The organism is Pseudomonas sp. TS_SC_3, from assembly GCF_056156225.1.
In genome coordinates this window covers 3,411,197-3,431,615 of sequence record NZ_CM149586.1, presented here as the reverse complement: position 1 = coordinate 3,431,615, position 20,419 = coordinate 3,411,197, and the positions used below count along the sequence as shown (strand labels likewise).

The 20,419-nt window shown below is 61.3% G+C and carries 18 protein-coding genes; 7 read left to right on the top strand and 11 right to left on the bottom strand.

Annotated features, from left to right (window positions below; genetic code table 11):
• Window positions 1–157: 157 nt before the first annotated feature.
• The 5 genes from AC0J6G_RS16145 to glsB all read left to right on the top strand — a co-directional run bounded on the left by AC0J6G_RS16145 (window position 158) and on the right by glsB (window position 6,068).
• Window positions 158–1,573, top strand: coding sequence for an acetyl-CoA carboxylase biotin carboxylase subunit (locus AC0J6G_RS16145; protein ID WP_475249415.1), 1,416 nt, complete (start codon window positions 158–160; stop codon window positions 1,571–1,573).
• 8 nt (window positions 1,574–1,581) lie between these two features.
• The gene (gene oadA / locus AC0J6G_RS16140) at window positions 1,582–3,405 is read left to right on the top strand and encodes a sodium-extruding oxaloacetate decarboxylase subunit alpha (RefSeq protein ID WP_475249413.1); all 1,824 of its coding nucleotides are present in this window, start codon (window positions 1,582–1,584) and stop codon (window positions 3,403–3,405) included.
• Window positions 3,406–3,696: 291 nt separating this feature from the next.
• Window positions 3,697–4,638: a sodium-dependent bicarbonate transport family permease gene (locus AC0J6G_RS16135; protein ID WP_475249411.1), complete on the top strand. Its 942-nt coding sequence runs from the start codon at window positions 3,697–3,699 to the stop codon at window positions 4,636–4,638.
• A 1-nt stretch (window position 4,639) separates the two neighbouring features.
• The gene (locus AC0J6G_RS16130; protein ID WP_475249409.1) at window positions 4,640–4,942 is read left to right on the top strand and encodes a DUF3240 family protein; all 303 of its coding nucleotides are present in this window, start codon (window positions 4,640–4,642) and stop codon (window positions 4,940–4,942) included.
• A gap of 217 nt (window positions 4,943–5,159) precedes the next feature.
• Complete coding sequence (gene glsB / locus AC0J6G_RS16125) at window positions 5,160–6,068, top strand: glutaminase B (protein ID WP_475249407.1); 909 nt, start codon at window positions 5,160–5,162, stop codon at window positions 6,066–6,068.
• A 4-nt stretch (window positions 6,069–6,072) separates the two neighbouring features.
• On the opposite strand, the gene AC0J6G_RS16120 is transcribed toward glsB, so the two are convergent.
• The 5 genes from AC0J6G_RS16120 to AC0J6G_RS16100 form a co-directional block, all read right to left on the bottom strand.
• Window positions 6,073–6,411 (bottom strand): hypothetical protein, encoded by a 339-nt coding sequence (locus AC0J6G_RS16120; RefSeq protein WP_475249405.1) that lies wholly within the window; start codon window positions 6,409–6,411, stop codon window positions 6,073–6,075.
• 122 nt (window positions 6,412–6,533) lie between these two features.
• Complete coding sequence (locus AC0J6G_RS16115) at window positions 6,534–7,892, bottom strand: 8-oxoguanine deaminase (RefSeq protein WP_475249403.1); 1,359 nt, start codon at window positions 7,890–7,892, stop codon at window positions 6,534–6,536.
• A gap of 178 nt (window positions 7,893–8,070) precedes the next feature.
• The gene (locus AC0J6G_RS16110) at window positions 8,071–8,526 is read right to left on the bottom strand and encodes an N-acetyltransferase family protein (protein ID WP_475249401.1); all 456 of its coding nucleotides are present in this window, start codon (window positions 8,524–8,526) and stop codon (window positions 8,071–8,073) included.
• A gap of 56 nt (window positions 8,527–8,582) precedes the next feature.
• Window positions 8,583–9,569: an asparaginase gene (locus tag AC0J6G_RS16105; protein ID WP_475249399.1), complete on the bottom strand. Its 987-nt coding sequence runs from the start codon at window positions 9,567–9,569 to the stop codon at window positions 8,583–8,585.
• 88 nt (window positions 9,570–9,657) lie between these two features.
• Window positions 9,658–11,100, bottom strand: coding sequence for an alanine/glycine:cation symporter family protein (locus tag AC0J6G_RS16100; protein ID WP_475249397.1), 1,443 nt, complete (start codon window positions 11,098–11,100; stop codon window positions 9,658–9,660).
• A gap of 152 nt (window positions 11,101–11,252) precedes the next feature.
• Here AC0J6G_RS16100 and AC0J6G_RS16095 point away from each other — a divergent pair, with 152 nt between their 5' ends.
• Complete coding sequence (locus AC0J6G_RS16095; protein ID WP_475249395.1) at window positions 11,253–12,071, top strand: helix-turn-helix domain-containing protein; 819 nt, start codon at window positions 11,253–11,255, stop codon at window positions 12,069–12,071.
• Window positions 12,072–12,079: 8 nt separating this feature from the next.
• On the opposite strand, the gene AC0J6G_RS16090 is transcribed toward AC0J6G_RS16095, so the two are convergent.
• The 5 genes from AC0J6G_RS16090 to aspA all read right to left on the bottom strand — a co-directional run bounded on the left by AC0J6G_RS16090 (window position 12,080) and on the right by aspA (window position 17,455).
• Window positions 12,080–12,700 carry an FMN-binding negative transcriptional regulator gene (locus AC0J6G_RS16090; protein WP_475249393.1) on the bottom strand — a complete coding sequence of 207 codons (621 nt, stop codon included), beginning with the start codon at window positions 12,698–12,700 and terminating at the stop codon, window positions 12,080–12,082.
• A gap of 133 nt (window positions 12,701–12,833) precedes the next feature.
• Window positions 12,834–14,243 carry a mechanosensitive ion channel family protein gene (locus AC0J6G_RS16085; protein WP_475249391.1) on the bottom strand — a complete coding sequence of 470 codons (1,410 nt, stop codon included), beginning with the start codon at window positions 14,241–14,243 and terminating at the stop codon, window positions 12,834–12,836.
• Window positions 14,244–14,446: 203 nt separating this feature from the next.
• The gene (locus AC0J6G_RS16080; RefSeq protein WP_475249389.1) at window positions 14,447–15,700 is read right to left on the bottom strand and encodes a dicarboxylate/amino acid:cation symporter; all 1,254 of its coding nucleotides are present in this window, start codon (window positions 15,698–15,700) and stop codon (window positions 14,447–14,449) included.
• A 144-nt stretch (window positions 15,701–15,844) separates the two neighbouring features.
• Window positions 15,845–16,015 carry a hypothetical protein gene (locus AC0J6G_RS16075; protein ID WP_475249387.1) on the bottom strand — a complete coding sequence of 57 codons (171 nt, stop codon included), beginning with the start codon at window positions 16,013–16,015 and terminating at the stop codon, window positions 15,845–15,847.
• A gap of 15 nt (window positions 16,016–16,030) precedes the next feature.
• Window positions 16,031–17,455 carry an aspartate ammonia-lyase gene (gene aspA, locus AC0J6G_RS16070; RefSeq protein ID WP_475249385.1) on the bottom strand — a complete coding sequence of 475 codons (1,425 nt, stop codon included), beginning with the start codon at window positions 17,453–17,455 and terminating at the stop codon, window positions 16,031–16,033.
• A gap of 260 nt (window positions 17,456–17,715) precedes the next feature.
• Between aspA and AC0J6G_RS16065 the strand changes: the two genes are divergently transcribed.
• Complete coding sequence (locus AC0J6G_RS16065; RefSeq protein ID WP_475249383.1) at window positions 17,716–18,621, top strand: LysR substrate-binding domain-containing protein; 906 nt, start codon at window positions 17,716–17,718, stop codon at window positions 18,619–18,621.
• A 26-nt stretch (window positions 18,622–18,647) separates the two neighbouring features.
• On the opposite strand, the gene ggt is transcribed toward AC0J6G_RS16065, so the two are convergent.
• Window positions 18,648–20,321: a gamma-glutamyltransferase gene (gene ggt / locus AC0J6G_RS16060; protein WP_475249381.1), complete on the bottom strand. Its 1,674-nt coding sequence runs from the start codon at window positions 20,319–20,321 to the stop codon at window positions 18,648–18,650.
• Between the last annotated feature and the right edge of the window lie 98 nt (window positions 20,322–20,419).

Here is a 20,419-nt window from a genome sequence, read left to right as displayed (position 1 = left end):
TCAACTATAAGTTTTTACTTATACTAAACCCAATAAATATTGATTTTGGTTAATCGCCAAGCCAGCGTAGCGTGAGCGCCTGACCGCACCTGTTGCTGCGGTCATACGTCGACCGCTTTTGTCGGTTGCCTGCTCACGTGATCGAGGATGCTGGCTCGTGATCAAGAAAATCCTGATAGCCAACCGCGGTGAGATTGCCGTACGGATCGTGCGAGCGTGTGCCGAAATGGGCATTCGCTCGGTGGCGGTGTATGCCGATGCCGACCGCCACGCCTTGCACGTAAAGCGTGCCGACGAGGCCCATAGCATCGGCGAGGAGCCGCTGGCTGGTTATCTGAACCCGCGCAAGCTGGTCAACTTGGCGGTGGAAACCGGTTGTGATGCGCTGCATCCCGGTTATGGCTTTCTTTCGGAAAACGCTGAACTGGCTGACATCTGCGCCGAGCGTGGGATCAAGTTTATTGGTCCAAGCGCCGAAGTGATCCGCCGCATGGGCGACAAGACCGAAGCGCGGCGCAGCATGATTAAGGCTGGCGTACCGGTCACCCCCGGCACTGAAGGCAACGTGGCGGATATCGCCGAGGCACTGAGCGAGGGCGACCGCATCGGTTACCCGGTGATGCTCAAGGCCACCTCCGGCGGTGGCGGTCGCGGTATCCGCCGCTGCAACAGCCGTGAGGAGTTGGAGCAGAACTTCCCGCGGGTGATTTCCGAAGCCACCAAGGCGTTCGGCTCGGCGGAAGTGTTTCTGGAAAAATGCATCGTCAATCCCAAGCACATCGAGGCGCAGATTCTCGGTGACAGCTTCGGCAACGTGGTGCACCTGTTCGAGCGTGATTGCTCGATCCAGCGGCGCAACCAGAAGCTTATTGAAATCGCCCCCAGCCCGCAGCTGACCCCTGAGCAACGCGCTTATATCGGTGACCTCGCCGTGCGCGCCGCCAAAGCGGTGGGCTACGAGAACGCCGGCACCGTGGAGTTTCTGCTCGCCGAGGGCGAGGTGTACTTCATGGAGATGAACACTCGGGTGCAGGTGGAACACACCATCACCGAAGAAATTACCGGCATCGACATCGTCCGCGAGCAGATTCGCATCGCCTCCGGTCTGGAGTTGTCGGTTAAGCAGGAAGACATCATCCACCGCGGTTTTGCCCTGCAGTTCCGCATCAACGCCGAAGACCCGAAGAACAACTTCCTGCCCTCATTCGGCAAGATCACCCGCTACTACGCGCCCGGCGGCCCTGGCGTGCGCACCGATACGGCGATCTACACCGGCTACACCATTCCGCCGTATTACGACTCCATGTGCCTGAAGCTGGTGGTCTGGGCGCTGACCTGGGAAGAAGCCCTGGCCCGTGGCCTGCGTGCGTTGGATGACATGCGCGTGCAGGGGGTGAAAACCACCGCCGCCTATTACCAGGAAATCCTGCGTAACCCGGAATTTCGCAGCGGCCAGTTCAACACCAGTTTTGTCGAGGCGCACCCTGAGCTGACCGAGTACTCGATCAAGCGCAACCCGTCGCACCTGGCCATCGCCATTGCCACCGCCATTGCTGCCCACGCCGGCCTGTAGGGGAAATTATGAGCAAGCCCGCTGTTAACAAAAAAATCACCGTCACCGACACCATCCTGCGCGACGCTCACCAGTCGCTGCTGGCCACGCGCATGCGCACCGAAGACATGCTGCCAATCTGTGCCAAGCTCGACGCGGTCGGTTACTGGTCGTTGGAGGTGTGGGGCGGCGCGACCTTCGACGCTTGCATCCGCTTCCTCAAGGAAGACCCCTGGCAGCGCCTGCGCCAGCTCAAGGCGGCGCTGCCCAATACCCGCCTGCAAATGCTCCTGCGCGGGCAAAACCTGCTCGGTTACCGCCACTACAGCGATGACGTGGTTAAGGCCTTTGTAGCCAAGGCGGCGGTCAACGGTATCGACGTGTTCCGCATCTTCGATGCCATGAATGATGTGCGCAACCTGCGCGTGTCGATCGAGGCGGTGAAGGCGGCCGGCAAGCATGCCCAAGGCACCCTGAGTTACACCGTCAGCCCGGTGCACACCGTCGAGGCCTACGTTAAGCAGGCCCAGGCCATGCAAGCCATGGGTATTGATTCGGTGGCGATCAAGGACATGGCCGGCCTGCTGACGCCTTATGCGGCCTTCGACCTGGTTAAGGCGCTGAAGGCTGAAGTCGACCTGCCGGTGTTTATCCACAGCCATGACACCGCCGGCATGGGCTCGATGTGCCAGATGAAGGCGATTGAAGCCGGCGCCGACCATATCGACACCGCCATCTCCAGCATGGCCTGGGGCACCAGCCATCCGGGCACCGAGTCGATGGTTGCAGCGCTCAAGGGCAGCCAATACGACACCGGTCTGGACCTGGCGCTGATTCAGGAAATCGGTTTGTACTTCCACGCCGTGCGCAAGAAGTACCACCAGTTTGAAAGTGAATTCACCGCCGTCGACACCCGCGTGCAGGTTAATCAGGTGCCGGGCGGGATGATGTCCAACCTGGCTAACCAGCTCAAAGAGCAGGGCGCGCTGAGCCGCATCAACGAAGTATTCGCGGAAATCCCACGGGTGCGCGAAGACCTTGGCTACCCGCCGCTGGTCACGCCGACCTCGCAGATTGTCGGCACCCAGGCGGTGTTCAACGTGCTCGCCGGCGAGCGCTACAAGACCATCACCAACGAAGTGAAGCTCTACCTGCAGGGCCGCTACGGCTTGGCGCCGGGCAAGATCAACGAGCAACTGCGCAAGCAGGCGATTGGCAGCGAAGACGTCATCGACGTGCGCCCGGCCGACCTGCTCAAGCCGGAAATGGCCAAGCTGCGCGAGGAAGTCGGCAGCCTGGCGCAATCCGAAGAAGACGTGCTGACGTACGCCATGTTCCCGGACATTGGCCGCAAGTTCCTTGAAGAACGCGCCGCTGGCAGCCTGACCCCGGAAGTGCTGCTGCCGGTTCCGGAAGCAGGCGGCGTGGCCCCAGCCGGTGGTGAAGGCGTGCCGACCGAGTTTGTGGTGGATGTGCACGGCGAAAGCTACCGCGTGGACATCACCGGTGTTGGCGTGAAGAGCGACGGCAAGCGCCACTTCTATCTGTCCATCGACGGCATGCCGGAAGAAGTGGTGTTCGAGCCGCTCAATGATTTTGTTGCCGGGAGCGCGAACAAGCGCAAGCAAGCCAGCGCGCCGGGAGATGTCAGCACCAGCATGCCGGGCAATATCGTCGATGTGCTGGTTAAGGTTGGCGATGCCGTTAAAGCCGGCCAAGCGGTGCTAATCAGCGAAGCGATGAAGATGGAAAGCGAAGTGCAGGCGCCCATTGCCGGTACCGTGAAAGCGGTGCATGTGGCCAAGGGCGACCGGGTCAATCCGGGTGATGTGCTGGTGGAAATTGAAGGTTAACCTCAGAGGCCCCGGCCGTTTAAATGGCTTTTTTGGGGCTTCTTTTTACACCGCCGGTGCTGCACTAAGCGGCGCCGGCATGGGTTTTGGGCCTGGTGCCTGAGTCCCCCGGGAGCCGTAAGGCTCCCTTTTTTCGGTTATGCCCCATTGTGCTCTGCTGGGTTATTTAGCCTGGCCGGGTACAGACCGCGAGTATCAGCACGCCTGGCGGAGGGGCATGACCTTTTAAGTGAGCAAGCAATGTGACGCCGCGAGCGTCTAGTTGCTAATAAGTCGACGGAGGTACGTGCAGTGAGTCTGGATCCGGTTGTGCTGTTCTTTGTGTTCGGCCTGGTCGCCGGCTTGCTGAAAAGCGAGCTGAAACTGCCACCCGCGTTGTATGAAACCCTGTCGATCATATTGCTGCTGGCGATTGGTCTGCACGGTGGGGTGGAGCTGGCTGAGCAGGCCAGCTGGCAATTGCTCGGCCAGGCTGGGCTGGTGCTGGCGCTGGGGGTGGTATTGCCGCTGCTGGCGTTCGCGGTGTTGCGCGGGTTGGGGTTTGACCGGGTCAACGCGGCGGCTGTGGCAGCGCACTATGGCTCGGTCAGCGCCGGTACGTTCGCCGTGGTGGTGGCCTACATGTTGGCCAAAGGCATCGAGTTTGAGAGCTACATGCCGCTGTTTGTGGCGATTCTGGAAATCCCGGCAATTCTGGTCGGCATCCTCTTGGCCAAGGGCCTGGCGCGCGATACCAACTGGGGCGAACTCGGCCGGGAGATCTTCCTCGGCAAGAGCATCATGCTGCTGCTTGGCGGCCTGGTGATTGGCGCCATCGCTGGCAAGGAAGGGATTAAACCGCTGGAGCCGCTCTACACCAGCATGTTCAAACCGGTACTGGCGTTCTTCTTGTTGGAAATGGGCCTGATTGCCTCCGGGCAACTCGGTGCGCTCAAGCAATTTGGCCTACGCCTGCTCGGCTTTGCCTTGCTGATGCCACTTTTTGGCGCATTGGTCGGTGCGCTGTTGGCTCGCTTTATGGGCCTAAGCCTGGGCGGTACGGCGGTGCTGGCGACGCTGGCCGCTTCGGCCTCGTACATCGCCGTGCCCGCGGCACTGCGTTTGGCGCTGCCACAAGCCAACCCCTCACTGTCGCTCACGGCCTCGCTGGGTATTACCTTTCCCTTCAACATCCTGCTTGGCATCCCGCTGTACCTGATGCTGGCTGAACAGCTCATTGCCTGGGGGTTCTGATATGAATGCACACACGCGCACCCTGCTCACGGTGATCTGTGAGGCCGCGCTGGAGAAAAAGCTGGTGGCTGACCTGGAGCAGCTTGGCGCCCCCGGCTGGACCATTTCTGATGCCCGTGGCCGGGGCGGCCGTGGCGTGCGCAGCGCCGGCTGGGACACCGAGGGCAATATCCGCCTGGAAATCATCTGCGCCCGCGATATCGCCGAGCGCATCGCCGAGCACTTACAGGCGCGCTACTACGCCAACTTCGCCATGGTCTGCTACCTGGCCCAGGTGGAAGTGCTGCGCGCGGAGAAGTTCTAGCCGGCGCGTTCCGTTACGCCAGGGCTGTGTAGGGTGGATGATGCTTTTCTCATCCACCCCTCGTGGTTTGGTGGATGGATAAAGCGTCATCCACCCTGCGGGGTCGTCAACCGAGCATTTAGGCTGTGGGACACCCTTGCGGTGTGATCAGCGCCGCCAGGCAAGCGTCTACCTGCCATCGTCCGAGGTGCGCTCGGGCCTTGGGGTGAGCCTGAGCATGCAAGCGTTGTTGAATGAAATTCTTGAGCAAGTCCGCCCGCTGATTGGTCAGGGCAAGGTGGCCGATTACATCCCGGCGCTGGCCGATGTGCCGGCCAATCAGCTGGGCATTGCGGTGTACAGCAACGACGGCGAGCTGTACTGCGCCGGTGATGCCGACACGGCGTTTTCCGTGCAGAGCATTTCCAAGGTGTTCAGCCTGGTGCAGGCGATTCAGCATTCCGGTGAAGATATCTGGCAGCGCCTGGGCCATGAGCCTTCTGGCCAGCCGTTCAATTCGCTGGTGCAGCTGGAGTTCGAGCGTGGCCGCCCGCGCAATCCGTTTATCAACGCCGGTGCCCTGGTGATCTGCGATATCAACCAGTCGCGCTTTGCCGCGCCGCTGTTGTCGATGCGCGACTTCGTCCGCCGTTTGGCCGGTAATCCCGAGGTGGTGGTCGACAGCAAAGTGGCTGACTCGGAATACCAACACCGCGCCCGCAACGCAGCAGCAGCCTACCTGATGCAGTCGTTCGGCAATTTTCACAATGATGTGGAAACGGTACTGCGCAGCTACTTCAGTTACTGCGCGCTGCGCATGAGCTGCGTCGACCTGGCGCGCGCATTCTGTTTTCTGGCCAACGATGGTTTCTGCAAACACAGCGGCGAGCAAGTGCTTAGCGCGCGGCAGAGCAAGCAGGTCAACGCGATCATGGCCACCAGTGGCCTGTACGACGAGGCGGGTAACTTTGCCTACCGCGTGGGTTTACCGGGCAAGAGCGGCGTCGGCGGTGGCATCGTCGCGGTGGTGCCGGGGCGTTTCAGCGTGTGCGTGTGGTCGCCGGAACTGAACGCTGCCGGTAACTCCCTGGCCGGAATCAAGGCGCTGGAGCTGCTGAGCGAGCGGATCGGCTGGTCGGTGTTCTGATGGTTCAATCAGCCATTGGCTCCCTTGCTGGGTCAGCTGCTGGGGCCATTGCCTCGGTCTTTTCGCAGATACCATGGGCGCCCTGTTTGCCGGTGTAGGACACCAGTGGCGAGCCGTTGGCATTCAGGCTGATGGACAGGGTCACGCCTTCACCTTTGGCTTCGAAGAACTGCTCGCTGAGTTTGTGCAGGACCATCTGTTTATCGTTGATATAAACCGGGCCGCCGGCCTCGGCGCGCACGGTGAGGTCGGTCGGGCAGGTGACCTTAAATGCCGGCAGATTGGCGGCCTGGGCCATGCCGCTGGCGGTTAACAGGGCAATCAGAGTGGGCAGTGTGTTCATGCGGTGGCTCCAGCCAGGGCGTGGGAAAAGGCCGCCACTTGAGCGGCGGCCCGAGTCATCAACTAAGCAGCCGTCAGTGGCCCTGTCCAACCACTGCGCGCGTTGTCCGATCAGCTGCCTGATCAGGCTCCAGCAATCAGCTCCTTCGCCGCCTGGCGGTGATCGGCGATCAGCTGGGCCACATCCAGGCCTTCGATCTGGCCGTCGATCACCCGCCATTGGCCGCCAATCATCATCCGATCGGCCTTGTCGGCGCCGCACAGCAGCAGCGCGGAAATCGGGTCGTGGCTGCCGGAGAAGCGCAGCTCGTCGAGCTTGAACAAGGCCAGGTCGGCCTGTTTGCCCACCGCCAGCTCGCCAATATCGCTGCGGCCCAGCAGCGTGGCCGAGCCCTTGCTGGCCCAGCCCAGCACCAGTTCTGGGGTGATTTTTTCGGCGCCGTAACGCAGGCGCTGGATATACAGGGCCTGACGCGCTTCGAGGATCATGTTCGAGGCGTCATTGGAGGCCGAACCATCCACGCCAAGGCCGATGGGCGCGCCGGCCGCTCGCAGATCAAGGGTCGGGCAGATGCCCGAGGCCAAGCGCATATTCGAGCTTGGGCAGTGGCAGATGCCGGTGCCGGCTTGGCCCATGCGGGCGATTTCATCCGGGTTGAAGTGGATGCCGTGGGCCAGCCAGGTGCGTGAGCTGAGCCAGCCGACGCTGTCTAGGTAATCCACAGTACGCAGGCCGAAGCGCTGCAGGCAGAAGTCTTCTTCGTCGAGGGTTTCCGCCAGGTGAGTGTGCAGGCGCACGTCCAGCTCTTCGGCCAGTTCAGCGCTCTGGCGCATGATGTCTTGGGTCACCGAGAACGGCGAGCAGGGCGCCAGGGCGATCTGGATTTGCGCGCCGTCGCCACGCTGGTGGTACTGATGAATCAGCCGTTGGCTGTCGGCCAAGATCACCTCGCCCTGCTGCACGGTTTGCTGCGGCGGTAGGCCGCCATCGGCTTCGCCCAAGCTCATGGAGCCGCGGGTGAGCATGGCGCGCATGCCCAGTTCGCGCACGGCTTCGACTTGCACGTCGATGGCGTTTTCCAGGCCGCCGGGGAACAGGTAGTGGTGATCCGCCGCGGTGCTGCAACCGGACAGCAGCAGTTCGGCCAGGGCCACTTTACTGGCCAGGGCGAGCTTCTCGGGCGTCAGGCGTGCCCACACTGGGTACAGGGTTTTCAGCCAAGGGAACAACGGCTGGTTGACCACCGGGGCCCAGGCGCGGGTGAGGGTTTGGTAGAAGTGATGGTGGGTGTTGATCAGCCCCGGCAGCAGCACATGCTCACGGGCGTCGAAGGTTTGATCGCAGGGCTGTGAAGGCTGCTGGCCGGCCTTGAGCAGTTCACTGATCACACCGTCTTCAATCACCAGGCCGCCGGCGGCGTCGAGGTTGTTGGCGGTGAAGATGGCGAGGGGGTTTTTGATCCAGATACGCGTAGCAGCCATTGAGTTGGCTCCTCTGAAGTTGGGTTCAGGTTAGCCAGCTCAGTGTTTACCCTGTCTGCTGATCCAGGTGCGCGGCCGGCGCAGGTAGCCGGGCGTGGCGCAAACGATAGCCGCGAGCGGCATCGGCGGCAAGCGTCTTAGGTGTTTTTCTGACCTCTAGGTCAATGCGTCAGCCGGCTCAAAAAACTTTGCGGTACTGGATAAACCCTGAGCGCTCGGCGATGCGTTCATACAGCAGCATGGCGCGGCTGTTGCTCTCGTGGGTCAGCCAGTAAGTGCGTGAGCAGCCCTGCTCTTTGGCTTGCTGGTAGACGTGCTCAATTAATTTACGGCCGGCGCCGCTGCTGCGAATGTCCTTGGCGATAAACAGATCCTGCAGGTAGCAGTAGTCGCCGGTGGTCCAGGTCGAGCGGTGGTAGATCCAGTGCACCAGGCCAATGGCCTGACCTTCATGCCAAGCCAGCGCCGCGTGCATCGGTTCGGCCGGGTCGAGGAAGCGCTGCCAGGTGGTATCGCTGGTCGCGGCGGCAATCTCGGTCATGTAAAAACGCTGATAGCCCTGCCACAAGGGCAGCCAGGCAGTGTGATCAGCGCTGGTGACCGGACGAATCTCGACGGGAATGCGAATCGGCATGGCACGGGCTCCTCGGTGGGGTTGAGCCTTACAGCCTAGCTGCAAGGACGGATGCATCAATCGGCGCGTTCACCGCACACATCTAAGGCAAACCAGTGTTCCACTTCGCTCTGGCTAAGGCCAGCACCGAGCAGGGCGAACAACTTGCCCAGCGCCGCTTCGCGGGTCATGCCGCCGGCGGAAATCAGCCCGGCGCTGGCCAATTGGCTGCCGGCTGCATACACGCCAAATTCAACATGGCCGTGGGCGCACTGGCTGATGGCCGCCAGTACCACGCCGCGCGCATGGGCGGCCTTGAGTACGCCGAGCAGTTCGGCATCGTCCGCCGGGCCCGTGCCGCTGCCGTAGCATTCCAGCAGCAGGCCCTGGACGCCGCTGTCGAGTAGGGCGCGAACATGGCTGGCGTGAATGCCGGGGTAAAACGGCAGCACGGCCAGGTTCACCGGCTGACGTGGCTGTCGGTAGTCGATGCGGGTTGGGATGCTGTCGGCCCGTGGGCTCTGGCGCTGACGCGGCAGCACGTGGAAGGCGTCGAAGGCATCGCTGCGCAGCTTGCTCACTCGTGCGCCATGCAGCAGCGCGCCATTGAAATACAGGTGCACGCCATGCGTGACGCCGGCCTGCAGCGCACGCATGGCGCCGAACAGATTGCCCCAGGCATCGCTGCCCTCAGCACCGGCCGGCAGCATCGAGCCGCTGAGAATCACCGGTACGGGCAGGCCCAACAGCAGAAAGCTCAGCGCCGCAGCGCTGTAGGCCAGGGTGTCGGTGCCGTGCAGCAGTAGCACGCCGTCGCAGCCGTCCTGCTCGATGCCGGCGCGAATCGCCGCGACCATCTCTAGCCAGTTGTGCTGGTTCATATTGGCGCTGTCGATTGGTGGCAGCAGCTCGCGGAAGGTCCACTCGGGTAACGACTGGGTGCCCAGCATTTGCTGGTGGCGCAGCCGCGCTTCGAAGCCGGATGCCGGTGCCAGGCCATTGGCGCTCATCTGCATACCGATGGTGCCACCGGTGTAGAGCACCAGAAGTTTTTGACAACCCATCAGGGGTCTCCGTACTTTCATTGTTCTTATAAGAAAACAGGGGGCCAAGCCCCCTGTTTGTTACAGCAACTGCAGTGCTTGCTACGGCTTAGCGCTGATGCGCGCTGTTGCTGATTTCCGCAGGGTTAGCTGCTGCGCCCTGCGCGGCGTTAGGCCAGGCAGCTGGGTCGAGGTCCAGGTCAGCGAAGTTCTTCGCATCAAACACGGGCGACTCTACGCCGGCCTTGATCTGATTGTCATAGTCGCGCATCAAACGCAGACCAACCTTAAACAGCAGCGCCAGGGCAATCAGGTTGCAGATGGCCAGCAGGCCCATGGTCACGTCCGCGAAGGCGAACACGGTGCCCAGATCCTGTACCGAACCCCAGAGTACCAGTGCCACGACCAGCACACGGTAAACCACCACCGGGCCGCGCTTCTTGCTGAAGAAGCCCAGGGCGTTTTCGCCGAGGTAGTAGTTGTAAATCAGGGTGGTGAAGACGAACAGCAGCAGCGCCACGGTGACGAACACCCGGCCCCACTCACCGACCACGCTGGCGACCGCAGTCTGGGTCAGCACAACGCCGGCCATTTCGGTGCCCGGCTGATACACGCCCGACAGCAGGATGATCAATGCGGTGCTGCTGCACAGGATGATGGTGTCGATAAACACGCTCAGCGACTGCACGATACCTTGCGCGGCGGGGTGCTTAACCTCGGCGACGGCGGCGACGTTTGGTGCGCTACCCAGGCCGGCTTCGTTGGAGAACAGGCCGCGCTTCACACCCATAATGATGGCGGCACCGATACCACCGGCAAAGGCTGGCTCCAGGCCGAACGCGCTTTTGATGATCAGCGCCAGGGTGGCCGGAACGGCGTCGATGTTGCTGCCGATCACGAACAGTGCCATGCCGATGTAGGAGAAGGCCATCACCGGCACCAGCACGTCAGCAAACTTAGCGATGCGCTTGATGCCACCGAAGATGATCAGGCCCATTACCACGGTCAGAATCAGGCCGCTAATATGGGTCGGCAGGCCGAAGGTGTCATGCATCGAGCTGGCCACGGTAAACGACTGCACGGCATTGAAGCCGAAGCCGAACGTCACCAGCAGCAGGATCGACACCACGATGCCCAACCAGCGCTGGCCCAGGCCGTGCTGAATGTAGAAGGCCGGGCCACCACGGTAGGTGCCGTCGTCTTCACGGCGCTTGTACAGCTGCGCCAAGGAGCACTCGAAGTAGCTGGTGGCCATGCCGACCAACGCTACGACCCACATCCAGAAGATGGCACCGGGACCACCAAGCATGATGGCCACCGAGACACCGGCGATGTTACCGGCACCGACGCGGCCGGCGACCGACAGCATCAACGCCTGGAAAGAGCTGAGCTGACCCGGCTGGCGCTGGAAGGCCTCACCGAAGATGCGGAACATGCTGCCGAAGTAGCGAAATTGGACGAAACGCGAGGCGATGGTGAAGTACAGACCAAGGCCGATCAGCATCACGATCAGCAGCTTGCTCCAGATCAAATCGTTGAGAATATCGAGCATGGCAGTGGGGTCTCTCTTGTTGTTCTGTGAAGGAATTATGGCTGGCGCCGAATGGTTGAGCAGACGCGCGAGTCATGCAATTTCGCAGGTGGCGGCGAAATGATGCGAGTTGATGCTAGAATCGCGCCGCTCGCATCACCAGGAAATCCATCATGTCCGACTACCTCGGGCTCAATCTCAAGCTGTTGTGCAGCCATTACCGGTCGATTGCCGAGGTGTGCCGCAAGCTCGCGATCAACCGCGCCCAGTTCAATAAATACCTCAGCGGGCAGAGCCGCCCGACGGCTTACAACCTCAAGCGCATCTGCGATTTTTTTGGGGTGGAGGCGTATGAGATGAACCTGCCGGCCGAGCAGTTCGCCGACCTGATTGGTGCGCGCAGTGGCAGTCAGGAGGCGCGGGTTAGCAGTGACCCCTTGTTGGAGTTTTTCCAGCCCCTGGGCGAGCACTCCAGCAGCCTGTCGCGTTACTGCGGCTACTACTTTGAATACGCCAATTGCATGTCAGTGCCGGGGCAAATTCTGCTGTCGCTGGTGCAGCTGCGTGAGGAGCGCGGCAGCTACCTGTTCGAGCGCCAGGAGCGCCAGGAACCGTCGCGTGCCGACAGTGGCAAAGCGGAAGACTGGGTGCGCTGTCGTTATCTAGGTGCGGCGTTTTACCTGCAGGACCGGCTGTTTCTCATCGACTACGAGTCGCTGACCGGCAATGAGATGACCCAAACCATCCTGATCCCCAGCTTCAAAAGCCGGATCGGCCGGCTTAACGGCTTGAAAACCGGGGTGTCGAGTGGCGACTTGCGCACTCCCGCGTGCACGCGGGTGGTGTGGGAATTTCTCGGCAACGACATCAACCGGGTTAACGCCTACCGCCAAGTGATGCTCTACAGCCCGGATGACCCGCGTATCGACGCCGACATCCGCCAGCGCTTGGCAGGTGCGCAGATTCGCAACGGCCTGTTTGAAATTGAGTAAAGCGCCGCCTAGGGCAGGCGCGCCGCGAGGGCTTGATCCGCGACGGCAGGGCTGGCGCTAAGGCCCTTATACACCCCGTCGCGATCTGCGGCCGTGCGGTTCTGGCTCAGCTTCCATTGGCCCTCCAGGCGCTGGATCGGCAGGGCGAAGCCGACAATGGCGCGCAGCATGCTGTCGATATAGTCCTTGGGGGCGTCACTGACTGCCCAGGGGTGTTCGCGTCCCGCCTCGTGCTCGGCGCTGAGACGGCTGACCAGCTGCAGCAGCCCCTCACTGTCCTCAATTAATTGCGCCTGACCGCGGGCATGCACGGCTATGTAATTCCAGGTGGGCACGGCTTTGCCGTGTTCGGCCTTGCTCGGATACCACGTCGGGCTGATATAGGCCTGCGGCCCCTGGAAAATCGCCAGGGTTTCGCCTTGCAGCAGCTCGCGCCAGTGCGGGTTGGCTCGGGCGAAGTGGCCATAGAGGGAGCCGAATTCGCCTTCATCGGCAGCCAGCAAGAGCGGCAGATGGCTGGCCTGCAGGCCGCTTGCGCTCGGGGTTACCAGCGTTGCCAAGGGGCAGGCACTGATTTGCTGCTGCAGCAGGGCGAGGTCGTGTTGGCGGAATGCAGGTGGCGTGTACATGGCAAAACTCCGGCGGCGAGGGCGCATCCTAGCGCGCCGTGCCGTGCTGGATAAGCGGCAATTGCGGCGACGTTTACCGGCACAGTTCGCTGCGTTTCCTGCGTCAGCCGCCGGCCTTTGGTCCGGGGCGGCACTATTCACGCGGCACATTTTTATTGAGCAGGTCATTGCCTGGGTCAGACTGGATTTCCGCTTCCACTTTCTGTTCCAGGTGTGTGTCCGGGGAGACATCCAGCACGCCGTCATCCTGCGCAACGTGGCGGGCAGGGCGTTCCTCTTTAACGCGGCGGCTTGCAGCCGGGGCGATGGCGGGGCGCTTGCTATCCAGCGCGGCAACCAGCGCGGTGTTGACCGCAGAATCGAAGCGTAAGCGGTAAATCGGCTCCGGCAAGGTGAAGCCTTGCGCCTCCAGTGCGCGCATGGCGGCGCGAATGGCCAGGCTGCGGGCTTTGGAGAAATTGGTTTGGCGCTGATCGATCCAGGCGTAAAAGGTCAGCACGATATTGGAGTCGCCCACCGTGTTGATCAGCGCATCGGGCTCGGGGTCTTGCAGAATAAACCCAAGGCCACTGATGGCACTCAGCCCCGCCTGCATCGCGGCCACGGGGTCATCGTCGGCATCCACGCCGAGTTCGAACTCAAAGCGCCGCTCCGGGTTGGTCGAGTAATTGAGGATGATGCCCTTGAACACCGCCGCATTGGGGATGCGCATGTGGTTGCCGTCGAGGGTCATTAAAATCGTGGCGCGCGAGGTGAGGCGCACAACGATGCCCTCGATGTTGTTGATGATCACATGATCTTTGGCGCGGAATGGCTGGCGCAGGCTCAGCATCACGCTGGAAATGTAGTTCTCCACGGTATCGCGCACGGCAAAGCCGATGGCCAGGCCGATGACCCCCGCGCCGCCGAGTAGGGTGGTGATCACTGTGGCAGCGCCCAATAAATTCAGCGCCAGGATAATGCCCAGCAACAGGACGATCACGCGCGTGGCCTGGGCCATCAGCTCGGCAAGAAAGAGGTTTGGCGCTATTTTGCGCCATAAAAATTGCCGGGCCGCGAGGAAGTTACCCAGCAAGACAAAGGCGGTTAATACCAGCAGGGCCAGGCCAATGAGCGGCAGCGCTTTTATAAAATTCAGGCTTTGCGTGCGCAGGCGCTCAATCACCGGGCGCACATTGTCGGCCACGGCCAGGGTTCTGCTCATTTCGTCGGTTACCGTGACCACCCCGGCGAGCCGGCTTGCCAAGCGCAGCGCTTGCTGAGCAGCCATGTCATTGGCCACCTCGCCGCGCAGAATGACCACGCCGCCCCCCACATAAACCGTCACCCCGTGCAGCGGCTCCAGCTCGGCAAAAATACTGTCGATGCGCGCCTGAATCGTCTCATCGCGCTGCGTCGCCTCGGGTTCGATCGCCGCAGCGGCTATTGGCTCGGCAAGCGCAGCATCTTCGCTTTGCGCCCAGGCAACCTGGCCTGGTAATAAAACCGTCAGCAGCGCCAACGCCAGCAGCATGTGGCGTGGCAGCTTGGTTAAAAAGGGCATCGCAGGCGGCTCCGCATTAGGGACGGTAAGCGCAGTAGCCTACACGGATGCACAGAACGGTGACTGCCCGCGTGCACAGCGGGTCGCGAGGTGCGGCGGCTATGGCGGCTGGGCGCAAGGCGGTTTGCGCCGCCACAGACCATTAGCAAAACGCCCCGTGAACTCAAGGTTGACGGGGCGTTTTCAGTGCAGGGCGGGCTATTTTACTGAGGGTTGTCGCTGTTGTAGATCTCGCGATCCAGCTCGTTCTCGCTGCTGCCCACCAAGGTGGTGGTCATCAGGTCGCCGGCCACGTTGACGGTGGTGCGCGCCATGTCGAGGATGCGGTCGATACCGGCAATCAGCGCCACGCCTTCCAGCGGCAAACCCACCGAGGTCAGTACCAGGCCGAGCATGATCAGCCCGGCGCCGGGCACGCCGGCGGTGCCGATCGAGGCCAGGGTCGCGGTGAGGATGATCATCAGGTACTGACCAGCGTTGAGGTCAACGCCAAAGGCCTGGGCGATAAACAGCGCCAGTACGCCTTGGTAAATGGCGGTGCCGTCCATGTTGATGGTGGCGCCCACCGGCAGCACGAAGCCGGCCACGCCTTGCGACACGCCAAGGTTCTTGCGCGCGCACTCAATCGACACCGGCAGGGTGCCGGCGCTGCTTGAGGTGCTGAAGGCCACCGCCAATGCTGGCGCTACACCTTTGAAGAAGCGCAGCGGGCTGAGCCGCGCCAGCAAGGCCAGCATGCCGCCATACACCAGCAACAGGTGGGCGATGCTGGCCAGGTAGATCACGCCAATCACCTCGGCCAGTGGCAGTAATACTTCGATGCCGTGAGACGCCACCACGCCGGCGATCAGGGCAAATACGCCGATTGGCGCGCAGCGCATTACCAGGTCAGTGAGTTTGTAAAACACCTCGGCCAGGCTGTCGAACAGCTTGACGGCCGGTGCGGCTTTTTCGCCGATCAGGTTCATGCTCACGCCCAAGGCGATGGCGAACACGATGATCTGCAGAATATTGCCTTCGGCAAAAGCCGCCACCGGATTGGTCGGCACCAAGCCGACCAGAATCTGCACCAGCGAGGGTGCTTGCTTGGTCTCTTGGGCGGCGCTGGCGACCATGTTCATGCCCTCGCCGGGGGTGAACAGGGCACCGAACAGCAGGCCGATACTCACCGCAAAAGCAGTGGTGATCAGGTAGATGGCAATGGTCTTGACGCTGATGCGGCCGAGCTTGGCGCTATCACTCATGGCGGTAATACCGGCCACCAGGGAGACAAACACCAGCGGCACAATCAGCATCTTGATCGCGTTGAGAAACAGCGTGCCGATGGGCGCCAGCACCAGAGCGTCGGCCTTGAACACCACGCCGGTGAGCACGCCAAGGCCGAGGCCGATAAGGATTTGCTGCCACAGCGGCATGCGCCGCAGGAAGCCTAAGGAAGAGGGTGTGCGCTGACTCATGTGATTACCCGGATTGTCGTTTTTGTGGGCCGTCTGCTACGGCTTTGAGCGGTGCCGTCCGGCTGGCTGGGGCGTAATGGCCTGATCTATGGCCAAAAAAACGCGCCGCTCCTTGCGGGGCGGCGCGTGGTGGTGCTCTGTGAATCAGCCGGCCAGTGTTACCTGGCGCGGGGGACGCGGATTGTCGCGGCGCTGCTGCGCCTGTGCGTGTTGCGCAGCAGGTGGCAGGCTCTCGTGGCTAAACACCGGTACGCTGGGCCACAGGCGGCGCGGCGGGTGAATGGCGAGAAAGCCGGGCGGCGGCAGATTGTGCATGACCACTCTCCTGGCTTAAGGCTGCAGTGGGACGAGGCGTGGAGCAATCATGTTTTCGGGGCGCAGGATGTCGGCCAGTTCGGCGTCACCCAGCAGCTTCTCCTCACGCACCAGCTCCAGCACGCTGCGGCCACTTTCCAGCGCCACCTTGGCGATGCGCGTGGCGTTTTCGTAGCCGATGTAGGGGTTGAGGGCGGTGATCAGGCCGATGGAGTTTTCCATCAGCTCACGGCAGCGCGCTTCGTTGGCGGTGATGCCGTCGATGCACAGCTCGCGCAGCATATCCATGGCGCGGGTCAGCAGGCGGATTGAGTCGAAAATCTTGTAGGCGATCAGCGGCTCCATCACGTTCAGCTGCAGCTGGCCCCCCTCGGCGGCCATGGTCAGCGCCAGGTCGTTGCCAATCACTTCAAAGGCCACTTGGTTGACCGCTTCCGGGATCACCGGGTTGACCTTGCCGGGCATGATCGAACTGCCGGGCTGGCGCGCGGGCAGGTTGATTTCATTGATGCCAGTACGCGGGCCGCTGGACAGGAGGCGCAAGTCATTGCACATCTTCGACAGCTTCACTGCAGTGCGCTTGAGCATGCCGGAGAACAGCACGAACGCGCCCATGTCCGAGGTGGCTTCAATCAGGTCGGCCGCCGGGGTCAGCGGCTGGCCGCTGATGATCGCCAGGCGCTTAACGGCCATCAGCTGGTACTGCGGGTCAGCGTTGATGCCGGTACCAATAGCGGTGCCGCCCAGGTTGACTTCGGTGAGCAGGGTTGGAGCGAGCAGCTTGAGGTGCTGCAGGTCTTCGCCGAGGGTGGTGGCGAACGCGCGGAATTCCTGGCCGAGGGTCATCGGCACGGCGTCTTGCAGCTGGGTGCGGCCCATCTTCAGCACGTGGTTGAACTCCAGGTGCTTTTTCGACAGCGACTGGATCAGCTTATCCAGCGCGGTGAGCAGGCTTTCGTGGCCCAGCAGCAAGCCCAGACGAATAGCGGTCGGGTAGGCGTCGTTGGTCGACTGCGCCATGTTCACGTCGTTGTTTGGGTGCAGCTGCTTGTAATCGCCTTTCTCGAAGCCCATGGCCTCCAGGGCGATGTTGGCGATCACCTCGTTGGCGTTCATGTTGGTCGAGGTGCCGGCTCCGCCCTGAATCATGTCGACCACAAACTGGTCGTGGAACTCGCCCTGAATGATGCGTGCGCACGCGGTGCTGATCGCCGTGTGCTTGGCGGCGGACAGGTGGCCCAGCTCGCGGTTGGCATCGGCGGCGGCCTGCTTGACCATGGCCAGTGCGACTACCAGTTTCGGGTAGTGCGACAGCGTCACGCCGGACAGGCGGAAGTTCTGCACGGCGCGTAGGGTCTGAATGCCGTAATAGGCGTCAGCGGGAACGTCGAGGGTGCCGAGCAGGTCTTTTTCGAGGCGAGTGGATGCAGCAGCGGACATGGTGGTTACTATCTCAGGGAATACGGCATAAGCCGCGATGCCCCGTAGATTAGGGGCTGCAGGCGGATACTGGCCAATGCTGTTAAACGCTGGGTCATGCATAATCGGCATAACATGGGTGTGACGTGCCGCTTGACCAGAACGTACGCCGTGCTTGTGAGAGGAGTAGGGTGGATGACGCTTTACCCATCCACCACACCGTACGCGGCCAGGCAGGTGGATAAAAACAGCGTTATCCACCCTACAAAACAGGAGTGACGATGAACCTTGAAAGCAAATGGCTGGAAGACTTTGTCACCCTGGCCGCTACCCGTAGTTTTTCCCAGGCGGCGCAAAAGCGTTTCGTCACTCAGCCGGCATTCAGTCGGCGTATCCGTAGCCTGGAAAACATGCTCGGCCTGACCTTGGTTGACCGCAGCTGCACACCTGTCGAATTAACCGAATCCGGCCAGCTGTTTTTGGTCACGGCGCGCAGCATTGTCGAGCAACTCGGAGAGGTGGTGCGCCACCTGCACAACCTTGAAGGCCAGCAGGGCGAAGTGATGCAGATTGCCGCCGCGCACTCGTTGACCCTGGGGTTTTTCCCGCAGTGGATCGCCCGCCTGCGCCGTGAAGGGTTGCCGTTGAACACCCGCTTGGTCGCCACCAACGTCGGCGAAGCCATCCACGCCCTGCGCGATGGCGCCTGTGATCTGATCCTGGCGTTTTATGACCCGGACGCCGCGTTGCAAATGGACCCGGAAATCTTTCCCTCGCTGCACCTGGGTCGCACGGAAATGCTGCCGGTGTGCGCGGTGGGCGAAGATGGCGCGCCGCTGTTTGACCTCAACAGTGGCCAAAGCGTACCGCTGCTGGCCTACAGCGCTGGAGCGTTTCTCGGACGCTCGGTCAACCTGCTGCTGCGCCAACGCGCGCTGCGTTCGACCACGGTGTATGAAACCGCGATGGCCGACAGCCTGAAAAGCATGGCTTTGCAAGGCATGGGCGTGGCCTGGGTGCCAAAACTGTCGGTAACCGCCGAGCTGGCACGTGGCGAGTTGGTGGTGTGTGGTGATGAACAGTGGCAGGTGCCGCTGGAAATCCGTCTGTACCGCTGCGCATTGGTGCGCAAAGCCTCGGTGCGTTTGCTCTGGCGCAAGTTGCAAAGTGGCGAGGTCGGCGCATAACCAACCTCGCTCTGGGGCTGCCCGGTTTAGCGTGGTACGACCTGGCCGGTACCACGACCACGTGGGTCGGAGGCGGTTTCCACGTTACTGCCAGTGACTTTGATCGCTTGAATATCACCCATGTTCCAACCCTGATCTTCTAGGGTGTAGCCCATGCTTGTCAGCTCTTCGGCGACCTTGCCGGTGAGTGGTGCGTAAGCGTCATAGTAGATGGTGTCTTTCGGCAGCAGTTGGTGGTGTACGCGCTGTGCATCGATGGCTTTTTGCAGCGGCATGCCAAAGTCATACACGTTGTTCAGCACCTGAAAAATCGAGGTGAAGATACGTGAGCCACCTGGCGTGCCGAGAATCAGACTGACCTGACCGTCTCGGGTGACGATGCTTGGGCTCATCGAGGAGAGCATGCGCTTACCTGGTTCGATTGCATTGGCATCGCTGCCGACTACACCGAAGGCATTGGCGATACCGGGTTTGGCACTGAAGTCATCCATCTCGTCATTGAGCAAAAAGCCCGCCCCTTTGACGACCACACCGCTGCCGTAATCCCAGTTGAGGGTGTAGGTATTACTTACAGCATTACCATCGGCATCGATGATTGAGAAATGTGTGGTTTGGTGAGTTTCCAGGCCAGGACGGACTTTTTCAGTAGCGGAAATGGCCACCGGATTAACTTCCGCAGCACGCTTGGCAATGTACTCGGCATCCACCAGTTGCTTGACCGGCACGTCTGAAAATTTGGGGTCGCCCAGGTAATCCGCGCGGTCAGCGAATACGCGTTTTTCGATTTCTGCCAGTAGGTGAATGTAGCGGGCGGAGTTGAGCTCAACGCCTTTGAAATCGGCTGCACGCTGTTCTTTGATACCGATTAGCTGGGCCAGCGCGATACCCCCCGAGCTTGGCAGCGGCGCGGTGTACAGGGTGTTGCCTTGCCAGTCGACACGCATCGGTTCACGCCATTCTGCGCGATAGGTCTGCAGATCTTCGGCGTTGATCAAGCCACCGTCGCGCTGCATTTGCGCGACCAACAGAGCAGCTGTTTTGCCCTGATAAAACTCTTGCGCACCTTTGTCCGCAATGCGCTCCAAGGTCTGCGCAAGCTCTGGCTGCTTGAAGGTTTGCCCAGGGCGCATGCTGCCGAAATAATCGGCAAAGTTGGTTTGGTCATTGAACAGTGCTAGCGCATCTTCACGGTATTGGTACTGCTGTTCGGCCACGGTGAAACCCTCACGGGCATAGCCAATGGCAGGGGTCAGCAGTTCGCTCCAGGGCTTTGTGCCAAAGCGTTGGTGTGCTTCCCATAAACCCATCACGGTGCCCGGCACGCCAACAGCTTTAGCACCGACCATGGTGATGTTCTCGATCACCTCCCCCTTGTCGTCCAGGTACATGGTTTTGTTGGCCGCCAGGGGGGCTACTTCGCGGTAATCGATAAAAAACGGTTTGCCGTCCATATACAACGTCATAAAACCACCACCGCCGATGTTACCGGCTTCGGGGTAAGTCACCGCCAGGGTAAAGGCCGTTGCTACGGCCGCATCCACCGCATTACCGCCAGACTTCAGCACCTGTGCCGCTACTTTGGCGCCGTATTGGTCGGGTGCGGCGACTGCGCCACCGTCCAGTGGCGCGGCCCATACACAGGTACTAGTTGCGGCCAGGATGGCGGTTGCCAGCAGGGTGGAGCGGGCAGATAACTGCATAACGTGATCCTTGTTTTTTTGATGATGCTTAAGTCTGGTTAGCACACCCATGGCTGGCACACTAACCAGGTTGAAGGCTATTTAGTTTAACCAGGCAT